The organism is Pseudomonas sp. FP2254, from assembly GCF_030687695.1.
In the GTDB taxonomy this organism is placed as follows: domain Bacteria; phylum Pseudomonadota; class Gammaproteobacteria; order Pseudomonadales; family Pseudomonadaceae; genus Aquipseudomonas; species Aquipseudomonas quebecensis.
Window position 1 is genome coordinate 5102268 of the sequence record NZ_CP117444.1, and the last position, 22441, is coordinate 5124708.

General features: G+C 60.9%; 22 protein-coding genes. 17 read left to right on the forward strand and 5 right to left on the reverse strand.

Annotated elements, in window-relative coordinates; genetic code table 11:
- Positions 1 to 3: 3 nt before the first annotated feature.
- The 3 genes from PSH94_RS23555 to PSH94_RS23565 form a co-directional block, all read right to left on the reverse strand.
- Positions 4 to 1254, reverse strand: a complete 1251-nt coding sequence (locus PSH94_RS23555; protein WP_010207084.1) for a sarcosine oxidase subunit beta — start codon at positions 1252 to 1254, stop codon at positions 4 to 6.
- 22 nt (positions 1255 to 1276) lie between these two features.
- Complete coding sequence (glyA, locus tag PSH94_RS23560; RefSeq protein WP_181080176.1) at positions 1277 to 2530, reverse strand: serine hydroxymethyltransferase; 1254 nt, start codon at positions 2528 to 2530, stop codon at positions 1277 to 1279.
- 154 nt (positions 2531 to 2684) lie between these two features.
- Positions 2685 to 3413, reverse strand: a complete 729-nt coding sequence (locus PSH94_RS23565; protein WP_305435895.1) for a TraX family protein — start codon at positions 3411 to 3413, stop codon at positions 2685 to 2687.
- Positions 3414 to 3503: 90 nt separating this feature from the next.
- On the opposite strand from PSH94_RS23565, the gene PSH94_RS23570 reads away from it, so the two are divergent.
- The 3 genes from PSH94_RS23570 (at position 3504) to PSH94_RS23580 (ending at position 5546) form a co-directional block, all read left to right on the forward strand.
- Positions 3504 to 4544 (forward strand): low specificity L-threonine aldolase, encoded by a 1041-nt coding sequence (locus PSH94_RS23570; protein ID WP_253509645.1) that lies wholly within the window; start codon positions 3504 to 3506, stop codon positions 4542 to 4544.
- Positions 4545 to 4726: 182 nt separating this feature from the next.
- The gene (locus tag PSH94_RS23575) at positions 4727 to 4927 is read left to right on the forward strand and encodes a hypothetical protein (RefSeq protein WP_181080173.1); all 201 of its coding nucleotides are present in this window, start codon (positions 4727 to 4729) and stop codon (positions 4925 to 4927) included.
- An 85-nt stretch (positions 4928 to 5012) separates the two neighbouring features.
- Positions 5013 to 5546 carry a transposase gene (locus tag PSH94_RS23580; protein ID WP_285428050.1) on the forward strand — a complete coding sequence of 178 codons (534 nt, stop codon included), beginning with the start codon at positions 5013 to 5015 and terminating at the stop codon, positions 5544 to 5546.
- Positions 5547 to 6559: 1013 nt separating this feature from the next.
- Here the strand turns inward: PSH94_RS23580 and gbcB are convergent.
- Positions 6560 to 7660, reverse strand: a complete 1101-nt coding sequence (gene gbcB, locus PSH94_RS23585) for a glycine-betaine demethylase subunit GbcB (protein ID WP_181080731.1) — start codon at positions 7658 to 7660, stop codon at positions 6560 to 6562.
- A gap of 281 nt (positions 7661 to 7941) precedes the next feature.
- Here gbcB and gbcA point away from each other — a divergent pair, with 281 nt between their 5' ends.
- The 14 genes from gbcA (at position 7942) to PSH94_RS23655 (ending at position 21139) form a co-directional block, all read left to right on the forward strand.
- Positions 7942 to 9237, forward strand: a complete 1296-nt coding sequence (gene gbcA, locus PSH94_RS23590) for a glycine-betaine demethylase subunit GbcA (RefSeq protein ID WP_253509646.1) — start codon at positions 7942 to 7944, stop codon at positions 9235 to 9237.
- A gap of 792 nt (positions 9238 to 10029) precedes the next feature.
- Positions 10030 to 10524 (forward strand): prepilin-type N-terminal cleavage/methylation domain-containing protein, encoded by a 495-nt coding sequence (locus PSH94_RS23595; protein ID WP_305435896.1) that lies wholly within the window; start codon positions 10030 to 10032, stop codon positions 10522 to 10524.
- Complete coding sequence (locus PSH94_RS23600; RefSeq protein WP_305435897.1) at positions 10499 to 10879, forward strand: type II secretion system protein; 381 nt, start codon at positions 10499 to 10501, stop codon at positions 10877 to 10879. Before PSH94_RS23595 ends, PSH94_RS23600 begins: the two co-directional genes overlap by 26 nt.
- Positions 10866 to 11372 (forward strand): type II secretion system protein, encoded by a 507-nt coding sequence (locus PSH94_RS23605; protein ID WP_305435898.1) that lies wholly within the window; start codon positions 10866 to 10868, stop codon positions 11370 to 11372. Before PSH94_RS23600 ends, PSH94_RS23605 begins: the two co-directional genes overlap by 14 nt.
- A gap of 73 nt (positions 11373 to 11445) precedes the next feature.
- Positions 11446 to 13017 (forward strand): lytic polysaccharide monooxygenase, encoded by a 1572-nt coding sequence (locus PSH94_RS23610; protein WP_305435899.1) that lies wholly within the window; start codon positions 11446 to 11448, stop codon positions 13015 to 13017.
- Between the two features lie 181 nt (positions 13018 to 13198).
- Positions 13199 to 13630: a type II secretion system major pseudopilin GspG gene (gene gspG, locus PSH94_RS23615; RefSeq protein WP_305435900.1), complete on the forward strand. Its 432-nt coding sequence runs from the start codon at positions 13199 to 13201 to the stop codon at positions 13628 to 13630.
- A gap of 1 nt (position 13631) precedes the next feature.
- Positions 13632 to 14096 (forward strand): transglycosylase SLT domain-containing protein, encoded by a 465-nt coding sequence (locus tag PSH94_RS23620; RefSeq protein ID WP_181080725.1) that lies wholly within the window; start codon positions 13632 to 13634, stop codon positions 14094 to 14096.
- The gene (locus PSH94_RS23625) at positions 14093 to 15277 is read left to right on the forward strand and encodes a type II secretion system F family protein (protein WP_305435901.1); all 1185 of its coding nucleotides are present in this window, start codon (positions 14093 to 14095) and stop codon (positions 15275 to 15277) included. The genes PSH94_RS23620 and PSH94_RS23625 overlap by 4 nt, the downstream gene beginning before the upstream one ends.
- Before the next feature lie 4 nt (positions 15278 to 15281).
- Complete coding sequence (locus tag PSH94_RS23630; protein ID WP_285428053.1) at positions 15282 to 16919, forward strand: GspE/PulE family protein; 1638 nt, start codon at positions 15282 to 15284, stop codon at positions 16917 to 16919.
- Positions 16900 to 17625 (forward strand): hypothetical protein, encoded by a 726-nt coding sequence (locus PSH94_RS23635; RefSeq protein ID WP_305435902.1) that lies wholly within the window; start codon positions 16900 to 16902, stop codon positions 17623 to 17625. Before PSH94_RS23630 ends, PSH94_RS23635 begins: the two co-directional genes overlap by 20 nt.
- The gene (locus PSH94_RS23640; protein ID WP_305435903.1) at positions 17622 to 18176 is read left to right on the forward strand and encodes a hypothetical protein; all 555 of its coding nucleotides are present in this window, start codon (positions 17622 to 17624) and stop codon (positions 18174 to 18176) included. Before PSH94_RS23635 ends, PSH94_RS23640 begins: the two co-directional genes overlap by 4 nt.
- 6 nt (positions 18177 to 18182) lie before the next feature.
- A complete protein-coding gene (locus PSH94_RS23645; protein ID WP_305435904.1) occupies positions 18183 to 18719 on the forward strand; it encodes a hypothetical protein in 537 nt (178 codons plus the stop codon).
- Complete coding sequence (locus PSH94_RS23650) at positions 18716 to 19204, forward strand: hypothetical protein (RefSeq protein ID WP_181080719.1); 489 nt, start codon at positions 18716 to 18718, stop codon at positions 19202 to 19204. Before PSH94_RS23645 ends, PSH94_RS23650 begins: the two co-directional genes overlap by 4 nt.
- A gap of 18 nt (positions 19205 to 19222) precedes the next feature.
- On the forward strand, positions 19223 to 21139 hold the full coding sequence (locus PSH94_RS23655) for a secretin N-terminal domain-containing protein (protein WP_253509654.1): 1917 nt from the start codon (positions 19223 to 19225) through the stop codon (positions 21137 to 21139).
- 531 nt (positions 21140 to 21670) lie between these two features.
- Here PSH94_RS23655 and PSH94_RS23660 read toward each other — a convergent pair.
- The gene (locus PSH94_RS23660; protein WP_253509655.1) at positions 21671 to 22441 is read right to left on the reverse strand and encodes an electron transfer flavoprotein subunit beta; all 771 of its coding nucleotides are present in this window, start codon (positions 22439 to 22441) and stop codon (positions 21671 to 21673) included.

Consider the following 22441-nt stretch of genomic DNA (forward strand, 5'->3'; position numbering starts at 1 on the left):
CTGTTAGTGGGCGACGGCCGCGGCGCCGTGTTCGTCGATCAACGCACCGTTGTGGAAACGGTCGATGGAGAAAGGTGCGGCCAACGGGTGCATTTCACCCTTGGCGAGGCTCGCGGCAAATACGTTGCCTGAGCCCGGCGTGGCCTTGAAGCCACCGGTGCCCCAACCGCAGTTGAAGAACATGTTCGGTACCGGGGTCTTGGAGATGATCGGGCACGCATCCGGCGTGGTGTCGACGATGCCGCCCCACTGGCGGTTCATGCGCACCCGCGACAGCACCGGGAACATCTCGACGATGGCCTGGATGGTGTGCTCGATCACCGGGTACGAGCCGCGCTGGCCGTAGCCGTTGTAGCCGTCGATACCGGCGCCGATCACCAGGTCGCCCTTGTCGGACTGGCTGATGTAACCGTGCACGGCGTTGGACATGATCACACTGTCGATAATCGGCTTGATCGGCTCCGACACCAGTGCTTGCAGCGGGTGGGATTCGATCGGCAGGCGGAAACCGGCGAGCGAAGCCATGTGACCGGAGTTACCGGCAGTCACTACACCGACACGCTTGGCGCCGATAAAGCCCTTGTTGGTTTCCACACCGATGCACACGCCATTTTCCTTACGGAAGCCGATCACTTCGGTCTGCTGGATCAAGTCCACGCCAAGTGCGTCGGCGGCGCGAGCAAAGCCCCAGGCCACGGCATCGTGACGGGCCACGCCGCCGCGCCGTTGCACGGTGGCGCCGAGCACCGGGTAGCGGGTGTTTTTCGAGCAATCCAGGTACGGAATTTCGTCCGCAACCTGCTTGGCGTTGAGCAGTTCGCCGTCCACACCGTTGAGACGGTTGGCGCTGACGCGACGCTCGGAGTCACGGATGTCCTGCAGGGTGTGGCACAGGTTGTAGACGCCACGCTGGGAGAACATCACGTTGTAGTTCAGGTCCTGAGACAGGCCTTCCCACAGTTTCATCGCGTGTTCGTACAGATGCGCCGACTCGTCCCACAGGTAGTTGGAACGCACGATGGTGGTGTTGCGCGCGGTGTTACCGCCGCCCAGCCAGCCTTTTTCAACCACGGCCACGTTGGTGATGCCGTGCTCTTTGGCCAGGTAGTAGGCAGTCGCCAGACCATGCCCGCCGCCGCCGACGATGACCACGTCGTAGACCTTTTTCGGGGTCGGCGTGCGCCACATCTTCTGCCAGTTTTCGTGGTGGCTGAGTGAGTGCTTGAAGAGGCCGAAGCCCGAGTAGCGTTGCATAGTCATTACTCCAAAACCGCGCTCAGCGATAAACCGGGAAATCAGCGCACAGGGCAGACACGTGCTTGGCCACGTTGGCCTCGACATCGGCGTCGCCGAGGTTGTCGAGGATGTCGCAGATCCAGCCGGCCAGCTCGATGCACTGCGGCACTTTGAAACCACGCGTGGTCACCGCCGGGGTGCCGATGCGCAGGCCCGAGGTCACGAACGGCGACTGCGGGTCATTCGGCACCGCGTTCTTGTTGACGGTGATGTGGGCGCGACCGAGAGCGGCATCCGCCTCTTTGCCGGTCAGGCCCTGACGGATCAGGCTGACCAGGAACAGGTGGTTGTCGGTGCCGCCGGACACTACATCGTAGCCGCGCTTGATAAACACGCTGGCCATGGCCTGGGCGTTGTCGATCACTTGCTGCTGATAGGCCTTGAAGCCGGGCTCCAGCGCTTCCTTGAAGCACACGGCTTTGCCGGCGATGACGTGCATCAGCGGGCCGCCCTGGGCACCGGGGAAGACGGCGGCGTTGAGTTTCTTCTCGATCTCTTCGTTGGCCTTGGCCAGGATCAGGCCGCCACGCGGACCGCGCAGGGTCTTGTGGGTGGTGGTGGTGACCACATCGGCGTACGGCAGCGGGTTCGGGTACAACCCGGCGGCGACCAGGCCGGCGACGTGGGCCATGTCGACGAACAGCAGTGCGCCTACTTTGTCGGCGATCTGACGGAAGCGTGGGAAATCCAGGGTCTTGGAGTAGGCGGAGAAACCGGCCACCACCATCTTCGGCTTGTGTTCCACCGCCAGGCGCTCGACTTCGTCGTAGTCGATCAGGCCGGTGTCGGTATTGATGCCGTACTGCACCGCGTTGTACAGCTTGCCCGAGGACGACACCTTGGCGCCGTGGGTCAAGTGACCGCCGTGGGCCAGGCTCATGCCGAGGATGGTGTCGCCGGCATTGATCAGCGCCAGGTACACCGCGCTGTTGGCGGACGAACCGGAGTGCGGCTGCACGTTGGCGTAATCTGCGCCGAACAGTTGCTTGGCGCGTTCGATGGCCAGGGCCTCGACTTTATCCACATGCTCGCAGCCGCCGTAGTAGCGCTTGCCTGGGTAGCCTTCGGCGTACTTGTTGGTGAGGCCGCTGCCTTGTGCTTGCATCACACGCTTGCTGGTGTAGTTCTCTGACGCGATCAGCTCGATATGATCTTCCTGGCGCTGCTCCTCGGCATTCATCGCCGCCAACAGTGCGTCGTCATATCCCTGGATCTGGTCTTGTTTGCTGAACATCGCGTCTCTCCCAGCCTTTCGTCTTGTTAAGGCCCTCGCAGGGCCCTTTGATGCGATGGTAGGGCTGGTGCAGACAGGTCAAATGCCTGCGCACGCCACGCAAAGGTGCGTTTACGACATTGTTCAAACAACACGGAATAAATGTGGGAGGGGGTTAGGCAATGATGTGGCGCAGGAGCAGCAGCAGGAGGAAGTGCATGGGATACAGGGCGTAGGCCCAGCGGCGCATTGCTGGCGGCGAGGTGCGGTGGGCATGTCGCAATAAGACTAAGCCCGCCCATGGCGCAATCAGGCACGCGACCAACCCCAACAGCGCCACCGCCGTGCCGATATTGAGCAGGATCTGCCATTGATTGGCGGCCACGCAGACCAATCCTGGCAACACACTGAAATACCAGGGCAGGCGAAACACCAGCAACATCGCCAGCGGCAGCAATACGCCAAAAAAACCGAACATCAGCTGACTGGAGAGCACCGCCGCCAAGGCAAGGGCAATCAGCGCCAATCCTCGATCAATGGTGGTCTTCTGCTGCCATCCTCGTGCAACCAGCAGGCCCAGTGCGAGGGTGGGCAGCACGTTCAACGTATCGGCATCCTCGATAAACAAGCGATACGGCACTTCGCTGATCACACTGAACAGCAGCAACCACCCCAGGTAGCGCCTTTGACCGCTTACCGGCGCGTTTCGGACCCGATGCAGGTTCGCCGCAATCGCCAGGCAAAACCACGGAAACGCCAGACGCCCCGGCACATACAGGCCATCCAGGCTCAAACCGACATAACGCAGGTGGTCGAGCACCATGCTCAGCAGCGCCAGCCACTTGAGCAGGTCCAGGGCGCCGTCTCGGACGGGTCCGACAGGCAAGGCGTGAGCGCTGTGCATAAATCCCCAATGACTTTGCATTTACAGAGCGTGCGCGCGCCCAACAATCTTGGTTACAGTGCGCACCAACATCGACCACAGGAACGGGCCATGACCGACAAGAGCCAACAATTCGCCAGTGACAACTATTCCGGCATCTGCCCGGAAGCCTGGGCCGCCATGGAACAAGCCAACCACGGCCACCAGCGCGCCTATGGCGATGATGAATGGACCCACCGCGCCGCCGACGGTTTCCGCAACCTGTTCGAAACCGACTGCGAAGTGTTCTTCGCCTTCAACGGCACCGCCGCCAACTCACTGGCGCTGTCGTCTTTGTGCCAGAGCTACCATAGCGTGATCTGCTCGGAAACCGCCCACGTCGAAACCGATGAATGCGGCGCGCCGGAGTTTTTCTCCAACGGCTCCAAGCTGCTCACCGCACGTACCGAAAACGGCAAGCTGACCCCGGAATCGATCCGCGAGATCGCCCTCAAGCGACAGGACATCCACTATCCCAAACCGCGTGTGGTCACCCTGACCCAGGCCACTGAAGTCGGCAGCGTGTACACCCCCGAAGAAATCCGCGCCATCAGCGCCACCTGCAAGGAACTGGGTCTGAACCTGCACATGGATGGCGCGCGCTTCGCCAACGCCTGTGCGTTCCTCGGCTGCTCGCCGGCCGATCTGACCTGGAAAGCCGGGGTGGACGTGTTGTGCTTTGGCGGCACCAAGAACGGCATGGCCGTGGGTGAAGCGATCCTGTTCTTCAACCACAAGCTCGCCGAAGACTTCGATTACCGCTGCAAACAGGCGGGTCAGTTGGCCTCGAAAATGCGCTTCTTGTCCGCCCCCTGGGTGGGCCTGCTGGAAAACGACGCCTGGCTCAAGCACGCACGCCACGCCAACCATTGCGCGCAACTGCTGAGCAGCCTGGTGGCCGATATTCCCGGCGTCGAACTGATGTTCCCCGTGCAGGCCAATGGCGTGTTCCTGCAGCTCTCGGAACCCGCCATAGCCGCACTGACGGGAAAAGGCTGGCGCTTCTACACCTTCATCGGCAAAGGTGGGGCGCGCTTCATGTGTGCGTGGGATACCGAAGAGGAACGCGTAAGAGAACTGGCTGCGGATATCAGGGAAGTGATGAACGCCTGAGCCTGGCGAATACTGGCGCAATGCCGAGTCTGTTATCTGGTATTTCCGACAGCAGCGCGCTGGGTTTTCATTGGCTAGCCTCTTGGAACCCGCAAGGAAACGGTCGCTGCAGCGGCCGACCTTTCGGGCACAACCGCCCGCCGACAATCGGCTGGAAACGGAAATCCAGAAGAGGTTTGATCATGGAATATCAAAGCAACGGCAATATGCTCAAAAGCGACGGCAGTGTCAGCACCACGGTGATCGACTGGGATGAGTTCAGAAAGACCGCCCAAATCGGCGACACCATCCGCGAGCCGTCGAGGACGTTGAGGATCTATGACAAAGTCTATGAATTGACAGCTTCAGGCCAGCACTTCGTAGTCCACCTCTACGCCCAGTAACCTTCTGACCATTCCCACTCTCAGCGTGGGAATGCCTCCACGGACGCTCCGCGTCCGGGCCACACGCCTGTCCAAGGATGATTCCATGGGTAGAAGCCGCTATGTCATCACCGAACCCGAGAAACCGCATTTCCTGACCTGTACCGTCATGGAGTGGCTACCGCTGTTTACCCGCGACTACATCGTCGGCCATCTCCTGGATTGCTGGCGATATCAACAACGCCATGAGGCGCTCAACCTTTACGCCTACGTCGTCCTCGAAAACCACCTGCATTTCGTCGCTCAAGCGCCTGACTTGGGCAAGTGCGTCAGCCAATTCAAATCCTTCACCGCCCGTACCATCATCGATGACCTGCAGAGTAAAGGCGCTGAGCGCGTATTGCGGCGCCTGCGCTTCAGCAAACGTGCGCATAAAGCCGATCGAGTTTATCAACTGTGGCAGGAAGGCTCACATGCCGAGCTGGTGTATAGCGACGCCGTGATGCGCCAGAAGCTGGATTACATCCACCACAACCCGGTGAAGCGAGGATATGTGGATCAGGCAGAACACTGGCGGTATTCCAGCGCTCGCGACTACTCAGGGATGCAAGGATTGATCGACATCCAGCACTGGCACTGAACATCAAGTTCTATGCACCTTGTGACGCGGAGCGTCACGGGCTGCATTCCCACGCGGAGCGTGGGAACGATCGACGCTCAGAACCCAGTGAACCTCGTTCCCACGCTCTGCGTGGGAATGCCTCCCCGGACGCTCCGCGTCCCGCCAAGCACGCAAGACTCGAACCTTGTGCACCTTGTGACGCGGAGCGTCAAGGGCTGCATTCCCACGCGGAGCGCGGGAACGATCGACGCTCAGAACCCAGTGAACCTCGTTCCCACGCTCTGCGTGGGAATGCCTCCCCGGACGCTCCGCGTCCCGGCAAACACGCAAGACTTGAACCTTGTGCATCTTGTGACGCGGAGCGTCAAGGGCTGCATTCCCACGCGGAGCGCGGGAACGATCGACGCTCAGAACCCAGTGAACCTCGTTCCCACGCTCTGCGTGGGAATGCCTCCCCGGACGCTCCGCGTCCCGGCAAACACGCAAGACTTGAACCTTGTGCATCTTGTGACGCGGAGCGTCACGGGCTGCATTCCCACGCGGAGCGTGGGAACGATCGACGCTCAGAACCCAGTGAACCTCGTTCCCACGCTCTGCGTGGGAATGCCTCCCCGGACGCTCCGCGTCCCGCCAAGCACGCAAGATTTGAACCTTGTGCACCTTGTGACGCGGAGCGTCACGGGCTGCATTCCCACGCGGAGCGTGGGAACGATCGACGCTCAGAACCCAGTGAACCTCGTTCCCACGCTCTGCGTGGGAATGCCTCCCCGGACGCTCCGCGTCCCGCCAAGCACGCAAGATTTGAACCTTGTGCACCTTGTGACGCGGAGCGTCACGGGCTGCATTCCCACGCGGAGCGTGGGAACGATCGACGCTCAGAACCCAGTGAACCTCGTTCCCACGCTCTGCGTGGGAATGCCTCCCCGGACGCTCCGCGTCCCGGCAAGCACGCAAGATTCGAACCTTGTGCATCTTGTGACGCGGAGCGTCACGGGCTGCATTCCCACGTGGAGCGTGGGAACGATCTATCGTCAGAACTCGATACGCACATCACCCTTCGGCACGCTGCAGCACGACAGGATGTAGCCTTCGGCCTCGTCTTCCTCGGTAATTCCGCCGTTGTGCTCCATCTCTACTTCCCCGCCCAGCTTCATCACCTTGCACGTACCGCAGATACCCATGCCGCAGGCCTTGGGGATCATCAGGCCAAGCTTGGCGGCGGCCGCGTGCACGGTTTCGCCCGGCGCCACGCGGATGCTTTTGCCCGAGGCGATGAACTCCACCTGGTGCAGATCCGCCAGGTCAACTTCCGGCGCGTCGGCAGCTTGTTCAGCTTGCTCCACGGCGTCGGCCCGCGCTTCGGGTGGCGTGGCGCCGAAAGACTCCTCGTGGTAGCGCGTCATGTCGAAACCGGCCGCCTCCAGCAGGCGTTTCACCGCGCTCATGTACGGTGTGGGGCCGCAGCAGAACACTTCGCGCTCGAGGAAGTCTGGCACCATCAACTCAAGCATCTTGTGGTTCAGGTAGCCGCGATACCCGGCCCAGGGCTCGCCCAGGCCATGCTTCTCGCAGATCAGGTGCAGGCTGAAGTTGTCGATCCGCGATGCCATGTGCTCCAGCTCGCGGTGATAAATGATGTCTTTGGGCGAGCGGGCGCTGTGGACAAACGTCATGTCGACATTGGCGTTGGTGTCGTAGAACCAGCGCGCCATCGACATCACCGGCGTGATACCCACACCTCCGCTGAGGTACAGCACCTTCGGGCTCGGGTAATCGATGGCGTTGAACAGCCCGACCGGCCCATGCACTGCCAGCTCCTGGCCTTCATGCAACGTGTCGTGCAGCCAGTTGGACACCTTGCCGCCAGGCACGCGCTTGATGGTCACCGAAAAGCTGTAGGGCACCGACGGCGAGCTGGAGATGGTGTACGAACGCATGATCGGCTGGCCTTCGATTTCCAGCTCCAGGGTCACGAACTGCCCCGGCTTGAAAAAGAACAGGATCGGCTGGTCGGCCATGAAACAGAAGGTGCGCACATCCCAGGTTTCCTGGATGACTTTGACGCAACGGACGATGTGCCGACCATTGGCCCAGGTCTGGGTGGTTACCGGATTCAGGAAATTATTGGACATGTTGTTCTCCACCGCCGACGTCGGCCTTATGGTGGCGATTCTGCGTAACGCGAGAACCGCCCATTTACCTATCTGCGACATTCACATACTTATCGCGACCAGCCCCCATACCACGGGGCTTGCGCGTCGGGATCAGAGTGGGCCATGTCGCTCATGGATAAGGTTCGGCACATCAGCAGCCCCACACTCGCTCCCAACAACGACGCTTTGTTTACGCCTTGCTGCACACCTGATCAGCCACTATTCGCCGGCCACACAGAATGGCCATGAGGACACACACGATGGACGTCACCGCAACCCTGAGCTTGGGCGATCCGCTGGAACCCGCACGCAAGGCCACCGCGCAAATGCTGCAAGAGCGCGAGCGCACGTTTTCGCTGCCGCAGCCGTTCTACTCTGATGAACGGCTGTTCGAAATCGACATGCAGGAGATCTTCCAGAAAGAGTGGCTGATCGCCGGCATGACCTGCGAGATTCCCACCAAAGGCAACTACCTGACCCTGCAGGTGGGCAAGAACCCAATCATCGTGATCCGTGGCGCCGAGGGCGTGGTGCATGCGTTCCATAACGTGTGTCGCCACCGTGGCTCGCGCCTGTGCACCAGCGACAAAGGCAAGGTGGCCAAATTGGTCTGCCACTACCACCAGTGGACCTACGAACTGGACGGTCGCCTGTTGTTCGCCGGCACCGAGATGGGAGCCGACTTCGACATGAAGCAGTACGGCCTCAAGCCCGTGAACGTGAAGACCGCCGGCGGTTACATCTTCATCAGCCTGGCCGAGAACCCGCCGGCCATCGATGACTTCCTGTCGACGCTGAACCACTACATGGAACCCTACGACATGGAGAACACCAAAGTGGCGGTGCAGACCACCTTGATGGAAAAGGCCAACTGGAAACTGGTGCTGGAAAACAACCGCGAGTGCTACCACTGCAACGCGTCGCACCCGGAGCTGTTGAAAACCCTGTTGGAATGGGACGACGTCACCGACCCACGCGCCGACCAGGCCTTCAAGGACCACGTGGCCGCTTCCGCTGCCGCCTGGGATGCCGAGAAGATCCCTTATGCCCACGCCAGCTTCGGCCTGCGTAACCGTATCGTGCGCATGCCGCTGCTCAAGGGCACGGTGTCGATGACCCTGGACGGCAAGCAGGGCTGCGCCAAGTTGATGGGCCGCATCAAGAACCCTGATCTGGGCTCGATGCGCATCCTGCACCTGCCGCACTCGTGGAACCACTGCATGGGCGATCACATCATCGTGTTCACGGTGTGGCCGATCAGCGCCCAGGAAACCATGGTGACCACCAAGTGGCTGGTGCATAAGGACGCCGTGGAAGGTGTGGACTACGACGTGGAGCGCATGCGCCAGGTGTGGGACGCCACCAACGATCAGGACCGTCGCCTGGCCGAAGAGAACCAGCGCGGCATCAACTCCACCGCCTACCAGCCGGGGCCTTACTCCAAGACCTATGAGTTCGGTGTGGTGAACTTCGTGGACTGGTACAGCGAGCGCATGCTGAACAACCTCGGCGCAGCCCCAGCCCCTTACCTCAAAGGCGTGGCTGCACACGAATAACCGATACCCATAGCTCAAAAAACAGATGGGAGGGGCTTACCCCTCCCACATTTGATCCTCACACTGCTCAACATTTGATCATATCCCTCGCAGGCCACTGCCAGCCTGCCCTGCAGCCTTTACCCAACAACTTATCCACAAACCCACCCACAGCAATTGTGGGCAACTGCGCTACCCAGCCAAAATTAATTGAAGAAAATCCGTGACTTATTCAAGTTGACGGCTCACTTAAAATATTGATCATTTATTAATCACAAGCTTATAAGCCACGTAAGCCGTGACCTGTAGCGGTGCGCAAACACCTTATCCACAGAACCGCCAACAGACTTTGGGGGCAACTTCTACCAGGCTGTGGAAAACCGCGCACAACCTTCATAAGGCGAGGGTTTCAGCGCCATTCTTTGGTTTAAGCGGCGATTTGATCAATAAACAACCAAACCATTAAGAACCCCGTCTTATAAGGCCTGTAGCGGATAGCGAACATCTTATCCACAGAAGCGCCAACAGACTTTGGGGGCAAGTCCAACCGATGCTTGACCTTTATCCACATGAAAAAGCACTAAAAAACCGTGACTTAGCTTGACCAATTTTTGTACAGGAGCCTGCAGCCCTCGATTGACGAGGCTTGTGGGCACCCACGAACACCTTATCCACAGCTGCGCTCACAGCGTTTGTGGGTAACTGCATACCTGTACAAAAAACACACTGCATCTACACTCACCTTTGCAGTCAATTCCATGGCCTGGGTTAACGCGGAAGTCCTTGGCAGCCTGATCGGGAGGTAGAACGGTGATGTGGCAGGGCACGCCCAGCCATCACTGCGCCAAAGGTTTTACGCTGATTGAATTACTACTGACGCTGGCCTTGCTGGCCACGCTTGCGACAGTGGCTTATCCGCTGACAGCATTGATGGGTAAACGCGACCGAGAACTCGACTTGCAACGTTCGTTGCGAGAGATACGCCGCGCCATTGATTCCTACAAAGGAGCCAGTGACGACGGACGCATCGAGAAGAGCGTCACCGACAGTGGTTACCCGCCCTCCTTGCGGATATTGGTCGACGGCGTCACCGACAAAACCAACCTGCAGGGCAACAAACTCTATTTTCTGCGGCGCATTCCTCGGGACCCTCTTTGCGAGTGCCCCGAACTTGCGCCGGAAAAGACCTGGCAACTGCGCAGTTACAAGAGCACCGCCGACAACCCACAAGAGGGAGAAGATGTATTCGACGTTTCATCCCGCAGCCCCCGGGAGAGTTTGAATGGAACGTTATACAGCCAGTGGTGAGCGCGGTTTTACCTTGATCGAATTGCTGGTGGTGATGGCAATCATCGCCACACTCATGACGCTGGTCACGCCACAATATTTTCGCCAGCACGCCAAAGCCCAGGAGACCGTGCTGCGCCATAACCTCTCCACCATTCGCCAGGCACTGGATCAATACCGTGAAGACCACGGTGAAAACCCCGACTCCCTGCAAGCCCTGGTGGACCGCCGTTACCTGCGCGAAATCCCCCTGGACCCGCTGACCGGCAAGCGCGACACCTGGCAACTGCAGCCCTCCGACGAACAAGGCCTGGGCGACGTACGCAGCGGCGCGCCCGGCACCGCCAATGACGGGAGCGCCTATGCCGACTGGTAAACAGCGCCAGCAAGGCTCGGTGTTCATGGGCATGTTGGTGACCGTGGCCGTAGTGGCCGTGATGCTGATGGAAGTGGGCACGCTGTGGTCCAGTGTGCTGCAGCGCGAACGCGAGCTGGAACTGCTGGCCCGCGGCAATGAAATCCGACGGGCCATCGGCTTGTACTATGCGGCCGGCAACACCTTTCCCAAATCACTTGAAGATCTGGTCCTCGACCGCCGCCAACCGACCACCAAGCGTTATTTGCGCCGGGTCTACGCCGACCCGCTGACCGGCACCACCGATTGGGGCGTGGTCGCGGGTCCGGGCGAAACCATCATGGGCGTATTCAGCCAGGCCGAAGGCACGCCATTCAAGCAAGGCAACTTTTCTGTCATTAACCAAAGTTTTACAGGGCAAGGCAGTTATCAAGGGTGGGTGTTTCTGTATGGCTCTGTACAGAGTAACCCTGCAACCCGCACCGCTCCCATGGGAGATCAGCTGACTCAATGACTTAACGACGTAAACACACTGATCGTTCCAGCAGTTCGGAACTTGTTTATCTGAGTTGAAGGTGGACTAGAGCATGAATAACTTACAGAGCTACGCGAGAGATTTATTCAAGTGGGTCCTGGCAGCGGTGTTATTGGCACCCGCAGCGGGATGGGGGCATGGGGCTGTCGAAACGCCTCCATCCCGTGCTTTGAACTGTTACGTAACGGGAGGTCAGTGGGGCTCTGACAATGGCTCATCTATTAACGATGAAGGCTGTCGAGAGGCTTTTACAAAAACATTCAATTCCCGCTATGACTGGGCAATTGCCGCCGATCAATGGCACGAGGTTGCGAAGATTCCGAATATCAACCATCCGACGTTGGATCAGATCAAGGCCATTATCCCGGACGGCCACATATGCGCAGCAAATGATCCGATAAAAGCCAGCTTGGATTACCCCACTCCGTTATGGACCAAGTACGAGAAAAATGTAGTGCCAGGTCAATCACTGGCTATACGCCTTGTTGGCACGATTCTTCATGTGCCCAGCACGTTTAATGCGTTTATAACCAGGCCTGGTTTTAACAGCGCAACTGACGTATTGAAATGGAGTGATTTAATCGCCTTGGGGGGACCCGAAAGACTCGAAAAGGCGTACACCAATTGGAACCCAGACGCCTTGCTCCCCGGACTTGCAGGTTTTTATGTGATCAATCGGACTATCCCCAGCAACGCATCGGGTAATGGATTGGTAGTAGGAATATGGGTCAGGGATGATCCAAATGGCGAGTTCTTCATTTCTTGTTCAGATGTAAGGTTCCAAAGTGGCGGTGTTCCGGACCCGCTGACAAATATCGGCCCTTACATTGGTCCCGATATGCAATCGCTCAAAGTCGGCGACTCCGTCCACTTCCGGATCTTTGGGGTCGATGCCAAAGGAACGGAATTGGTGGATATCACCCAGAAAATCCGAACCGATAATTTGGCACCGGCCAAATGGGGACTGGAAATAGCCAACCAGGTCCCCCCTGCCATTGCCAAAATCGGCGTAAAAACCAATGGTACGGTTACGTTCAACTCTGCTAACCCGCAGGCCAATGCAACCTATGCCACTAACCCGCATTACAAACAGGTGATGTCGATCATTACCGGCGGCGGTGAAACCCCCGATCAACGCCCTCCTACTGCCAACTTCCAAGGCCCAACCGAAGCCAAAGAAGGTGAAACCGTCACATTCGACGGCAGAAGCTCAGTCGGACACAACGGTCCTCTTACGTATATGTGGTCCACAAACGCTTCGGACCATGCTTCGCCCTCACCCAACCAACAGAGCACCTTTTCCTTCAAGGTGGGTCCGTATGTCGATCCCGTTCCGGGCGCTCCGCAGCCTAACTACATTATTAAATTAGGCGTTTATGACGCGCAAAATGGGAAAAACGGCCAGAAGGAAACGACCTTCGTGATCAAAAAGGCTGGGGACAATGACGGTTTCCCTCAGTGGATACGAGATGGCGGCTACAACAGCGGCTCACAAGTCTCCAACCATGGAGTGAAGTATCGGTGCAAACAGGGATCAGCAGGCGCATGGTGCGGGCAGAATGAAAATGAACCCGGCAAACCCAACTCCACCTTCTGGCAGCGCGCATGGGATGTTGTTCCTTGAGTCACTTGCATATGCATTGACTTGATAACAGCAAGCGCCAAACGTTATAGGGCGCCTGACGGCGCCTTATATCGCGCAACGCTACAATTGAAAGTAGTACTGGTTATAACGCAGTCCTACCGGCGGTGCCCGCTTCCCCAACGGGCCGGCAGAGAGTTACTCCCAACCGTCGAGGATCGCCATGCGCGCACGCACGCTTATCACCCCGCCTCAGGGCGGCTTTACGTTGCTTGAACTGCTGGTCGTCCTGCTGATCATCGCCCTGCTCGCCGGCTACGTCGGCCCGAAGATGTTCGACCGCCTTGAACTCGCCAAGGTGCAAACCGCCCAGGGCCAGATGAAGTCCCTCGCCGATGCCTTGAACCAGTACCGTCTGGACAATGGCAACTACCCCGACGAAACCCTCGGCCTGAATGCGTTGACCACGCGGCCCGCCAATTCGGGCAATTGGCAGGGGCCGTATTTGAAAACGTTACCCCCAGACCCTTGGGGCAACGCTTATCTCTACAAGAACCCCGGCACGCCGCCCAACGATGCGGAAATCATCTCGCTGGGCCGCGACGGTAAGGCCGGCGGTGTGAACACCTACGCCGACATTGTGTACGGTCTGTGACATGCGCACGCTGCGGCTGGTCCTGACGCTCCTGTGCCTCACGGGTACAGCCCAGGCCAACTGCTGGCAACTGGCAGCCAGCCGCTACCATGTCGACCCACTGCTGCTGTATGCCATTGCCAAGGTCGAGTCCGGCCTCAACCCTGACGCGCGCAATATCAACACCGACGGCAGCCAGGATATCGGCCTGATGCAAATCAACAGCCGCCATTTGCCCGCGCTGGCCGCGTTCGGCATCACCGAACGGCACCTGCTCCAGCAACCCTGCACCAGCGTGATGGTCGGCGCGTGGATCCTCGCCGGTTTCATCCGCGAAAAAGGTTATGGCTGGCAGGCCGTGGGCGCTTACAACGCAGGCGCCAAGCCGGAGCGTGAAGCGCGGCGTACACGCTACGCTCGCGCCGTGTGGCGTTATTACGGCGAGCTGCTGCAGCAGCGCCAGCAACTGGCCAGGCAAACGCCATGATCGACATCGACGCGCGCATCATCCGCGATGGCCACTTGCAGTCCCTGCATCTGCAAGCCACCGACCTGGCCCAGGCGCGCCGGCAATTGCAGGCCGACGGCGCCCAGGTCATCTCGTTGAAAGCCCGTCGCCAACTCAAATTACCGAGCCGGCGGTCCAGGTTCGCCCTTGGCTTGTTCATCCAGGAATTGGTGGTGCTGCTCGACGCCGGCCTGGTGCTGGTGGAAGCCGTGGAAACCCTGCGCGACAAGGCACCGCCTGGCATCAACCGGCAAGTGCTGAGCGACCTGCTGGCGTCGATGTATGAGGGCAACTCGTTATCCAAAGCGCTGCAGCTCAAGCCGCAGACGTTCCCGTCGCTGTTGATCGCCACCGTGGCGTCCTCCGAGCACAGCGGCCAATTGGCCGTGGCCCTGCGCCGCTACCATCATTTTGAAGCGCACTTGGAAAGCGTGAAAAAACGCGTCAGCGGCGCCCTGATGTACCCCGTGGTGGTGCTCAGCGTGGGTGCGTTGATCCTGCTGTTTCTGCTGTTCTTCGTGATCCCACGCTTCGCTTCGGTGTTTGACGCGGTCAACGACCTGCCTGCCACCGCGCGTTTGATGGTGTGGTGGGGCGCGCTGGTGGAGGCGCGCGGCATGGAGTTACTGATCGGCCTGGTGCTGGCAATCGTCGCGCTGGTGCTGCTGTTTCGCAGTGCCGCGTTCAAACGTCGCGCGGCCGAGCTGTTCTGGAAGATTCCCAGCCTGGGCGCCCAGCGCACGCTGTTTGTACTCGCGCGGTTTTATCGCACCGCCGGCATGCTGTTGATGGGCGGAATGCCGGTGGTCACAGCGGTGGAACTGTCCGGTGCCCTGCTGCCTGTGGAACGCCAGGCAGCCCTGCGCCAAGCCATGATCGATATCCAGTCCGGTCAGCCGCTGTCCACGTCATTGGCCCGTCACCAACTGACCACCGCCGTCGCCGAACGCCTGCTGCGGGTCGGTGAACAAAGCGGCGAATTGGCGGCCATGTGCGAGCGCATCGCGCAGTTTCACGATGAGGCGCTGGAGCGCGCCATCGAACTGTTCAGCAAGGTCTTCGAGCCGGTGTTGATGCTGGTGGTGGGCGGGCTGATTGGCCTGATCGTGTTCATGTTGTACATGCCGATCTTTGAACTGGCGGGCTCCATTCAGGGGTAGTGCGATGAGCGAACAGACACGGCAATGGCAGGCCCTCGCAGAGCAACGCGGGTTGAGCGTATCCAATTACCTGCTGGAGGTGCTGCACACAGCGCCCGAACAGCTGGCGACGATCGCCCATACCTTGGGAATGCTCGCCATTGCCCCGGAAAATCTCGATGAACACTGGCGCTTTGACCTGCTGCCATTGCCTCAGGCACTGGTGCATAACGTGCTGCCCCTGGACCACGAGGGCCAGCCGTGCCTGGTACTGGGCGACCCCTTCACCCTGACAAGCCGACACTGGCTGCAGTCCTCCAGCACCTTGCGCCAATTGCCCCTGGCCATGAGCCTGCCCGGCGCCGTCAAGACCCGGTTGACCAAGGCCGAAGCCAGCCAGCGGGTGATGCAGCCGTTTGGCGCAGACGACCCAGACGCACCGATCAGCCAGGCCGCCCAGGAAATTTCCCTGAGCAGCATCGCCCGCGACGACAACCCAGTGGTGCGTCTGGTCAACTCCATGCTGTTCGACGCGCTGCAAAGCCGCGCCAGCGATATCCATGTGGAAACCAGTCCCGCCGGCCTGGTGATCAAGTACCGCATCGACGGCGTATTGCAGCAGATGGGCCAGGCCAACGGCCTGGACATGGCCGAGCAGGCGCTGTCGCGGATCAAGGTGCTGTCGGAGCTGGATATCGGCGAGCGGCGGGTGCCCCAGGACGGGCGCTTCAAAATGAAGATCCAGAGCCGCGAAGTGGATTTTCGCGTGTCGATCATGCCCAGCATTCATGGCGAAGACGCGGTGTTGCGCATCCTCGACAAATCCCAGCGCGGCGAATCCCTGAGCCTGGAGGCCCTGGGCCTGGCCGCCGACACTATCGCGCGCATTCGCGTCCTGGCCAGCGAGCCCTACGGCATGCTGCTGGTCACCGGCCCCACCGGCAGCGGCAAATCCACCACGCTGTATGCCGCCTTGTCGGAGACCAATACCGGCGAGAAAAAAATCATCACCATCGAAGACCCGGTGGAATACGAACTGCCCGGCGTGCTGCAGATCCCGGTCAACGACAAGAAGGGCCTGACCTTCGCCCGCGGCCTGCGCTCGATCCTGCGGCATGACCCGGACACGATCCTGGTGGGCGAAATTCGCGACGGAGAAACCGCCGGCATTGCGGTGCAGGCCGCTCTGACCGGGCACCTGGTGATGTCGTCGGTGCATGCCAACAGCGCGTTCAGCGTGTTGGAGCGTTTTACCTACATGGACGTCGACCCGGCGAGTTTCGTCGAAGCGCTCAACGGCGTGGTCGCCCAACGCCTGGTGCGACGCGTCTGCCCGGACTGCGCCGAGGAGGCCGCGCCCGACGCGAACATTGCCCGCCTCGCCCAACTGCCCGAGGCTCAGTTGAACCAGGGTCATTACCGCGTGGGCAAGGGGTGCGAGGCCTGTCGCCACACCGGCTATCGCGGCCGGCTCGCATTGGCCGAAGTATTGACCCTGACCGACCGCATCAAGGAAGGCCTGCTCAACCGCAGCTCCGCCTCCACCCTGCGTGAACTGGCGCGTGAAGCCGGCCATGTGTTCATCCGCGACATTGCCCTGGCCCATGCGGCTCAGGGCGACACCACGCTCAAGGAGGTCCACCGTGTCATTTCCCTTTATTGAGCACGTGGTGTGGCTGCACAGCGACGCCGCCGAATGGGCCGCGCGGGCCCGCTGGCGCGGCGCGCCCATCTGCCACGCGCAACGCCGGGGCGCGCCGCTGGCCGCGTGTGCCGAACTGCTGGAGCAGGCGCCACGCGGGCGCGTGAAGTTTCTCGACCGTGCCACGGTGCTGCTGGGTTTTCCCCATGTGCATTACCTGATGCTGCCCTGGCACCCCGAGCTGTACAGCGCACAGGACTGGCAAGGCTTCGCCGAGGCGACGTTCGGCCAGCAGGCCAATATCGATGCCGAGCGCTGGCAGGTGCAGGTCGCCGATAGCCCTTTCGGTCAACCGCGCCTGGCGGTCGCCACGCCACGGGATGTGCTGCAGGACCTGCGCGAGCTGTTCACGCTCAACCGCTTGCCGCTGGTGACCTGCGCGCCCGTGCTGACGGCAGTCGCCCGGCAGTACTGGCGGCACCTGCCCGACGATTGCGTGGTAGCCGTGCCCGAGGCCGGCAGCCTCAGTTGCCTGTACCGACACCACGGCATGATCGATCAGGTGTGCGTGATCCCCACCCTGCCCGGCAGCACCTTGAACGACAACCTGTTCACCGCCGACCTGCTGGTAGAACGACATGCCTCGGCTACGCGGGTTGTCAGCAACGCCCCGGTGGACAATCGCCTGGGGCCCGTGCATCCGTGGCTGGAGGAGTCGCCGTCATGAAATCCAGGCTCGCGGGTGTCTGGCAACACCTGCGCGCGCCCCGTGCGCCCAGCGTTGATTTCCAACGCCCCACCTCCACCCATCGTGCCCTGGTAGCCGGGTTGTGGCTGGTCGCAGGTCTGTTGCTGTCAAGCACCTGGCACCACTGGCAGCGCATGGTGCAACAGCAGCAACAGACCGATGTGCTGGAGCAGCAATTTATTCAACTCACCCGCCGCCAGGAGCAGCTGATCCAGGCCGCCATCCGTTTGTCACCCCAGCAAAAACAGCAGCTGGCGAGCTTCGCCCGGCAAAAGATCACGCCGTTTGCCCTGATGGATGGCGTGGCGCAGGCCTGGTCCAAGGAAATCGCCCTGACCCGCGTGGAGGTCAACACCCAGGCCCAGGTCGTGCACCTGGACCTGGAAGCCAAGCAACTGGGGGATGCGTTTCGCTTCGTAGACCGGCTCAAGGCCCAGCCAGGGGTGCAGGTGAACCTGCAACAAAGCGCACTGAAGACCCAAGACCCGCAGCATCCGGTGCAGGTCAAACTCACCGTTGGCGCGGGGTAGCCGCCCATGGATGCCCTCACTCGCCACTTGCCGCGCCTGCGTTGGTACCTGCTGCAAACGCGCCAGCGCCTGGGCTTCTGGGGCCTGCTGGCCATGGGGGTAATGGCAGCGACGTTGCTGATTGAGGTGGCGGTGATTCAGCCGGCAAGCAGCGCCGACAGCCAGCGACGCCAGGCGCTGCAAGCGGGTATCGACGAACAGCCCCAGGCGGTTCAGGTGACTGAACCGGCGGCGGTCGAGGCATTACCCACGGCACACGATTTTGCCCCGCGCCTGGAAAAACTGCTGGGCCTGCTGAGCCAGCGCGGTTTCATCATTGAGCAAACCACGCTGGCCTACTCCACGCCGGGGGATACCGGATTGCAGCGCCTGGATGCGCAGATCCCTCTTTCCGGCCCCTACTTTCTCCTGCGCGAAGCCTTGACGGATATCGCCAAGGAGCCGGCGGTGCGCATCGAAAACCTGACCCTGGAGCGCAAGGACATCGCCAGCGGCCTACTCACCATCGACCTTAAAATCAGCGTCCTGGGGGTGGTGGAATGAAGCTGCCGGTGTACCTGCGCCTCCTCCTGCTGCTGACGTTGATCGGTTGCGCCTGGCTGCTCTGGCAGGACGAACCCGCACCTCCCGACCACGCTGCGGCCCCTGTCACCGCCACACCGGCGCCGACTGGACCGGCGCCCGCCGCCATTGCCGAAACGCCCCTGGCGAAGATCGATCTGTTCCCTGTACAAACCTGGACGCCACCGCCTGCTCCCGCGCCGGTGGTTAACACAGCGCCCACGCCGCCGGCGCTGCCCTTCACGGTCAGCGCGCAATGGCGCTACGAGAACCAGGCGAACATCGTCGTGCTCAGCGGCAATGGCAAACAGTACACCCTGTGCAACCGATGCTCGGTGCCCGGGCGCATCGTGCCCGGCAAGATGCTGGACGCCCACTACCGCTTGGACAAACTCACCGACACCGCCGTGGTGCTGACCTACCTGCCGTTGAAGCAGGTCAGCACCCTGCGCCTGGACAAGCACTGACCCGGGAGGGGCACGCTTATGCCGCTTAGATGGATTCCCTTGAGCCTGGCGCTGTTCGCGCTGAGTGCGTGCGACACCCAGCGGGCGATCAGGCAAAGCGATGAGTTACGCAAACAAGGCGACATCGTGCGTTCGGTCGAGGTGCTGCAGGCCGAAGCCAAACAGGATCCCGACGATATTCAGCTGCGCACCGCGCAGTTCAGCAGGCTGGAACTGCTGGTGGCCCAATACAGCCGCGAAGCCAGCACCGCGCTGATGCGTGGCGACGATACCGCCGCCATCCGCGCCCTGGAAACCATCCTCAAATATGACCCCGGCAACCTCGGCGCGCGCCAGGAAATCCAGAGCATCCAGGCGATGAAGCACCTGCGCCCGCAGCTGGCGCGGGCCTATGACATGAAGCGTTCCAACCCGGTGGAAGCGCTCAACCTGGTGCGCCGGATCATCGCGCAAAAGCCTAACTACCGAGAGGCCCTGGACTTTCGTAACGCCCTGACCCGTGAGTTGGTCAGCGCTGACTATCTCAGCGCGGACCTCTCCGAAGCCATGCGCAAACCTTTGAGCCTGGAGTTCAGCGCCCAGAGCCTGTCCACGATTTTCGAGACGATCGCGCGGCTGTCCGGGGTCAATTTTGTGATCGACAAGGACGTCAATCCCAGCGCATCGGCCAGCATGACCGCCAGTCGCACCACCGCCGAGGACGCACTGAACCTGTTGCTGACCACCCAGGGCCTGGAGAAGAAGATCCTCAACGCCAACACCATCCTGGTCTACCCGCGCCGCCCGGACAAAGAACGTGAATACCGCGAGCTGGCAGTGCGCACGTTTTACCTCAGCCACAGTGACCCCAAGGTGGTGGGCGCCGAGATCAAGCAAGCCCTCAAGCCCAAGGAAGTGCTGGTGGATGAGCGTTTGAACGCCGTGATTGTGCGCGACGGCCTCGACACCCTGAGCGCCGTGGAGAAACTGGTGGAGGCCATCGATATCGCACAGTCGGAAGTGACCATCGACATTCAGGTGCTGGAGGTCAGCCTGACCGACGAATTGAACCTGGGCATCCAATACCCGGAGAGCATCGGCTTATCCGTGGGCAACCTCGCCAACGTACCTGCCGGGCTGGCGGGCATTCCGATCAGCGCGTTGCGGGGGATCAATGGCGACAACATCCTGCTCGACTCGGGCAGCACCTCGGCACGCATCAATATGCTGCAACGCAGCGGTAACACCGTGACCCTGGCCAACCCCAGGGTGCGGGTGCGCAATCGTGAAGAAGCCCAGGTGAACATCGGTGACAAGATCCCGGTGGTCACCACCACCACCGCCAACCAGATCACCACCTCGTCGGTGTCTTACCAGGACGTGGGGCTGCAGATCACGGTCAAGCCCAATATCAGCCTGAGCGATGAGGTGAACCTGGAGCTGAGCGTGGAAATGAGCCATATCACCAAGCGCATTGCCGGCTCGGAACATGTACCGGCTACGTTCGAGCTCGGCTCACGGGCCACCAAGACCTTGCTGACCGCGCGCAACAATGAAACCCAGATCGTCTCGGGGCTGATTCGCACGGCGGACGTCGACGAGGGCTCGGGTTTGCCGTGGTTGAGCCAGATCCCGTGGATCGGTAAGAAGCTGTTTGGCTCCAACCAGAACACTCAGCAGAAAACCGAGATTATCCTGTTGCTGACCCCGAGAATCGAACGCAACCTGGACCTGCCGATTTCCCAGATCAGCACCTTTCACAGCGGCACCGAGGCGCGCAGTTCGACGCAGGGCATGATCCTGCGCGACACCACCGAAAAAATGATTCTCAAGCCAATTGGGGGCGAGCCTGCGCTGGCGCTGCCGCCGCCGATGCAACAACCGGATGCCACCTGGCAGCCGCTGCCGCCGCCGCTGCCGGACCTGGTACCCAAGCCTGCGCCAGCCCCCCCTTAACCTAAGATTCTGATGGAGATCACAATGTGGGAGGGGGCTCAATCTCAGTATCTGAGCGCAGATCGTTCCCACGCTCCGCGTGGGAATGCAGCCCGTGACGCTCTGCGTCACAAGATGCACAAGGTTCAAGTCTTGCGTGCTTGCCGGGAGGCGGAGCGTCCGGGGAGGCATTCCCACGCGGAGCGTGGGAACGAGGTTCATCGGCTTCGGAGCGTCGATCGTTCCCACGCTCCGCGTGGGAATGCAGCCCGTGACGCTCCGCGTCACAAAGATGCACAAGGTTCAAATCTTGCGTGCTTGGCGGGACGCGGAGCGTCCATGGAGGCATTCCCACGCAGAGCGTGGGAACGAGGTTCATCGGCTTCGGAGCGTCGATCGTTCCCACGCTCCGCGTGGGAATGCAGCCCGTGACGCTCCGCGTCACAAGATGCACAAGGTTCAAGTCTTGCGTGCTTGGCGGGACGCGGAGCGTCCGGGGAGGCATTCCCACGCTCCGCGTGGGAACGAGGTTCACTGGGCTCCCACAGCGGGTCAGCGCACAACGCCTTCTTCTATGAGCAGTTTGAGGATGGCTTGGGCGCCTTCTTCTGCGCTGACGCCTTTGAGCACCTGCCCTCCGCCCCCACTGGCTTTGGCCGTCGCCGCCTTCATGCGGTCGGCGCCGCTCTTGGCCTTGATCACCTTCAGGCGTTTTGGACGAGGCTTGGCCGGTTGCAGCACGGCGCCTGTGAATAACTCATCGGCATGAACCTCGACCTCATGGGCCGCCAACTCACCGCGCTGTGCCGGGCCGTAGGCGCTTTGCCGAGGTTTGGGCGCGGCGTTGTCCACCGTGGCCAGAAACGGCAGGCGTACTTTCAAGCGCCGCCGCTGGCCGCGTGGCAAGGCTTGCAGCACATGGGCCACGCCCCCGTCGATGGATTCCACCTGCGCCAGCCCGACAATCAGCGGCCAGCCCAATTGCTCGGCGAGCAGAAACGGCAACATCCCCGAGCCTTCGCCGGTTTCGGCCTGGCTGCCGGTGAGCACCACCTGGGCACCGGCATCGCGCAGGTACTCGCTGAGCACCGGCAACGCATCGCTGCCCTCCGGTTGTTCCAGCACGTGCAACTGTGGCAAGCCCATGCCCAGGTAGCTGCGCAGGGTCGGCTCGGCGATGTCGCCGGCATGCAGCACCTGCAACTTATCCCCAGCCAATTGCAGACCCAGCTCGACCGCACGGGCATCCTGCTCCGCACGGCGCGGGCGCCCGGAAGTGGGGTGGGCGCCGACGGACACCAGGCTGATTACATTCGTGGTCAT

What these genes read in the sequence shown, in the direction of transcription:
- PSH94_RS23555 (WP_010207084.1), bottom strand. Translation starts at nt 1,254, where the DNA reads ATGCAACGCTACTCGGGCTTCGGCCTCTTCAAGCACTCACTCAGCCAC.
- glyA (WP_181080176.1), bottom strand. Translation starts at nt 2,530, where the DNA reads ATGTTCAGCAAACAAGACCAGATCCAGGGATATGACGACGCACTGTTG.
- PSH94_RS23565 (WP_305435895.1), bottom strand. Translation starts at nt 3,413, where the DNA reads ATGCACAGCGCTCACGCCTTGCCTGTCGGACCCGTCCGAGACGGCGCC.
- PSH94_RS23570 (WP_253509645.1), top strand. Translation starts at nt 3,504, where the DNA reads ATGACCGACAAGAGCCAACAATTCGCCAGTGACAACTATTCCGGCATC.
- PSH94_RS23575 (WP_181080173.1), top strand. Translation starts at nt 4,727, where the DNA reads ATGGAATATCAAAGCAACGGCAATATGCTCAAAAGCGACGGCAGTGTC.
- PSH94_RS23580 (WP_285428050.1), top strand. Translation starts at nt 5,013, where the DNA reads ATGGGTAGAAGCCGCTATGTCATCACCGAACCCGAGAAACCGCATTTC.
- gbcB (WP_181080731.1), bottom strand. Translation starts at nt 7,660, where the DNA reads ATGTCCAATAATTTCCTGAATCCGGTAACCACCCAGACCTGGGCCAAT.
- gbcA (WP_253509646.1), top strand. Translation starts at nt 7,942, where the DNA reads ATGGACGTCACCGCAACCCTGAGCTTGGGCGATCCGCTGGAACCCGCA.
- PSH94_RS23595 (WP_305435896.1), top strand. Translation starts at nt 10,030, where the DNA reads ATGTGGCAGGGCACGCCCAGCCATCACTGCGCCAAAGGTTTTACGCTG.
- PSH94_RS23600 (WP_305435897.1), top strand. Translation starts at nt 10,499, where the DNA reads ATGGAACGTTATACAGCCAGTGGTGAGCGCGGTTTTACCTTGATCGAA.
- PSH94_RS23605 (WP_305435898.1), top strand. Translation starts at nt 10,866, where the DNA reads ATGCCGACTGGTAAACAGCGCCAGCAAGGCTCGGTGTTCATGGGCATG.
- PSH94_RS23610 (WP_305435899.1), top strand. Translation starts at nt 11,446, where the DNA reads ATGAATAACTTACAGAGCTACGCGAGAGATTTATTCAAGTGGGTCCTG.
- gspG (WP_305435900.1), top strand. Translation starts at nt 13,199, where the DNA reads ATGCGCGCACGCACGCTTATCACCCCGCCTCAGGGCGGCTTTACGTTG.
- PSH94_RS23620 (WP_181080725.1), top strand. Translation starts at nt 13,632, where the DNA reads ATGCGCACGCTGCGGCTGGTCCTGACGCTCCTGTGCCTCACGGGTACA.
- PSH94_RS23625 (WP_305435901.1), top strand. Translation starts at nt 14,093, where the DNA reads ATGATCGACATCGACGCGCGCATCATCCGCGATGGCCACTTGCAGTCC.
- PSH94_RS23630 (WP_285428053.1), top strand. Translation starts at nt 15,282, where the DNA reads ATGAGCGAACAGACACGGCAATGGCAGGCCCTCGCAGAGCAACGCGGG.
- PSH94_RS23640 (WP_305435903.1), top strand. Translation starts at nt 17,622, where the DNA reads ATGAAATCCAGGCTCGCGGGTGTCTGGCAACACCTGCGCGCGCCCCGT.
- PSH94_RS23645 (WP_305435904.1), top strand. Translation starts at nt 18,183, where the DNA reads ATGGATGCCCTCACTCGCCACTTGCCGCGCCTGCGTTGGTACCTGCTG.
- PSH94_RS23650 (WP_181080719.1), top strand. Translation starts at nt 18,716, where the DNA reads ATGAAGCTGCCGGTGTACCTGCGCCTCCTCCTGCTGCTGACGTTGATC.
- PSH94_RS23655 (WP_253509654.1), top strand. Translation starts at nt 19,223, where the DNA reads ATGCCGCTTAGATGGATTCCCTTGAGCCTGGCGCTGTTCGCGCTGAGT.
- PSH94_RS23660 (WP_253509655.1), bottom strand. Translation starts at nt 22,441, where the DNA reads ATGACCACGAATGTAATCAGCCTGGTGTCCGTCGGCGCCCACCCCACT.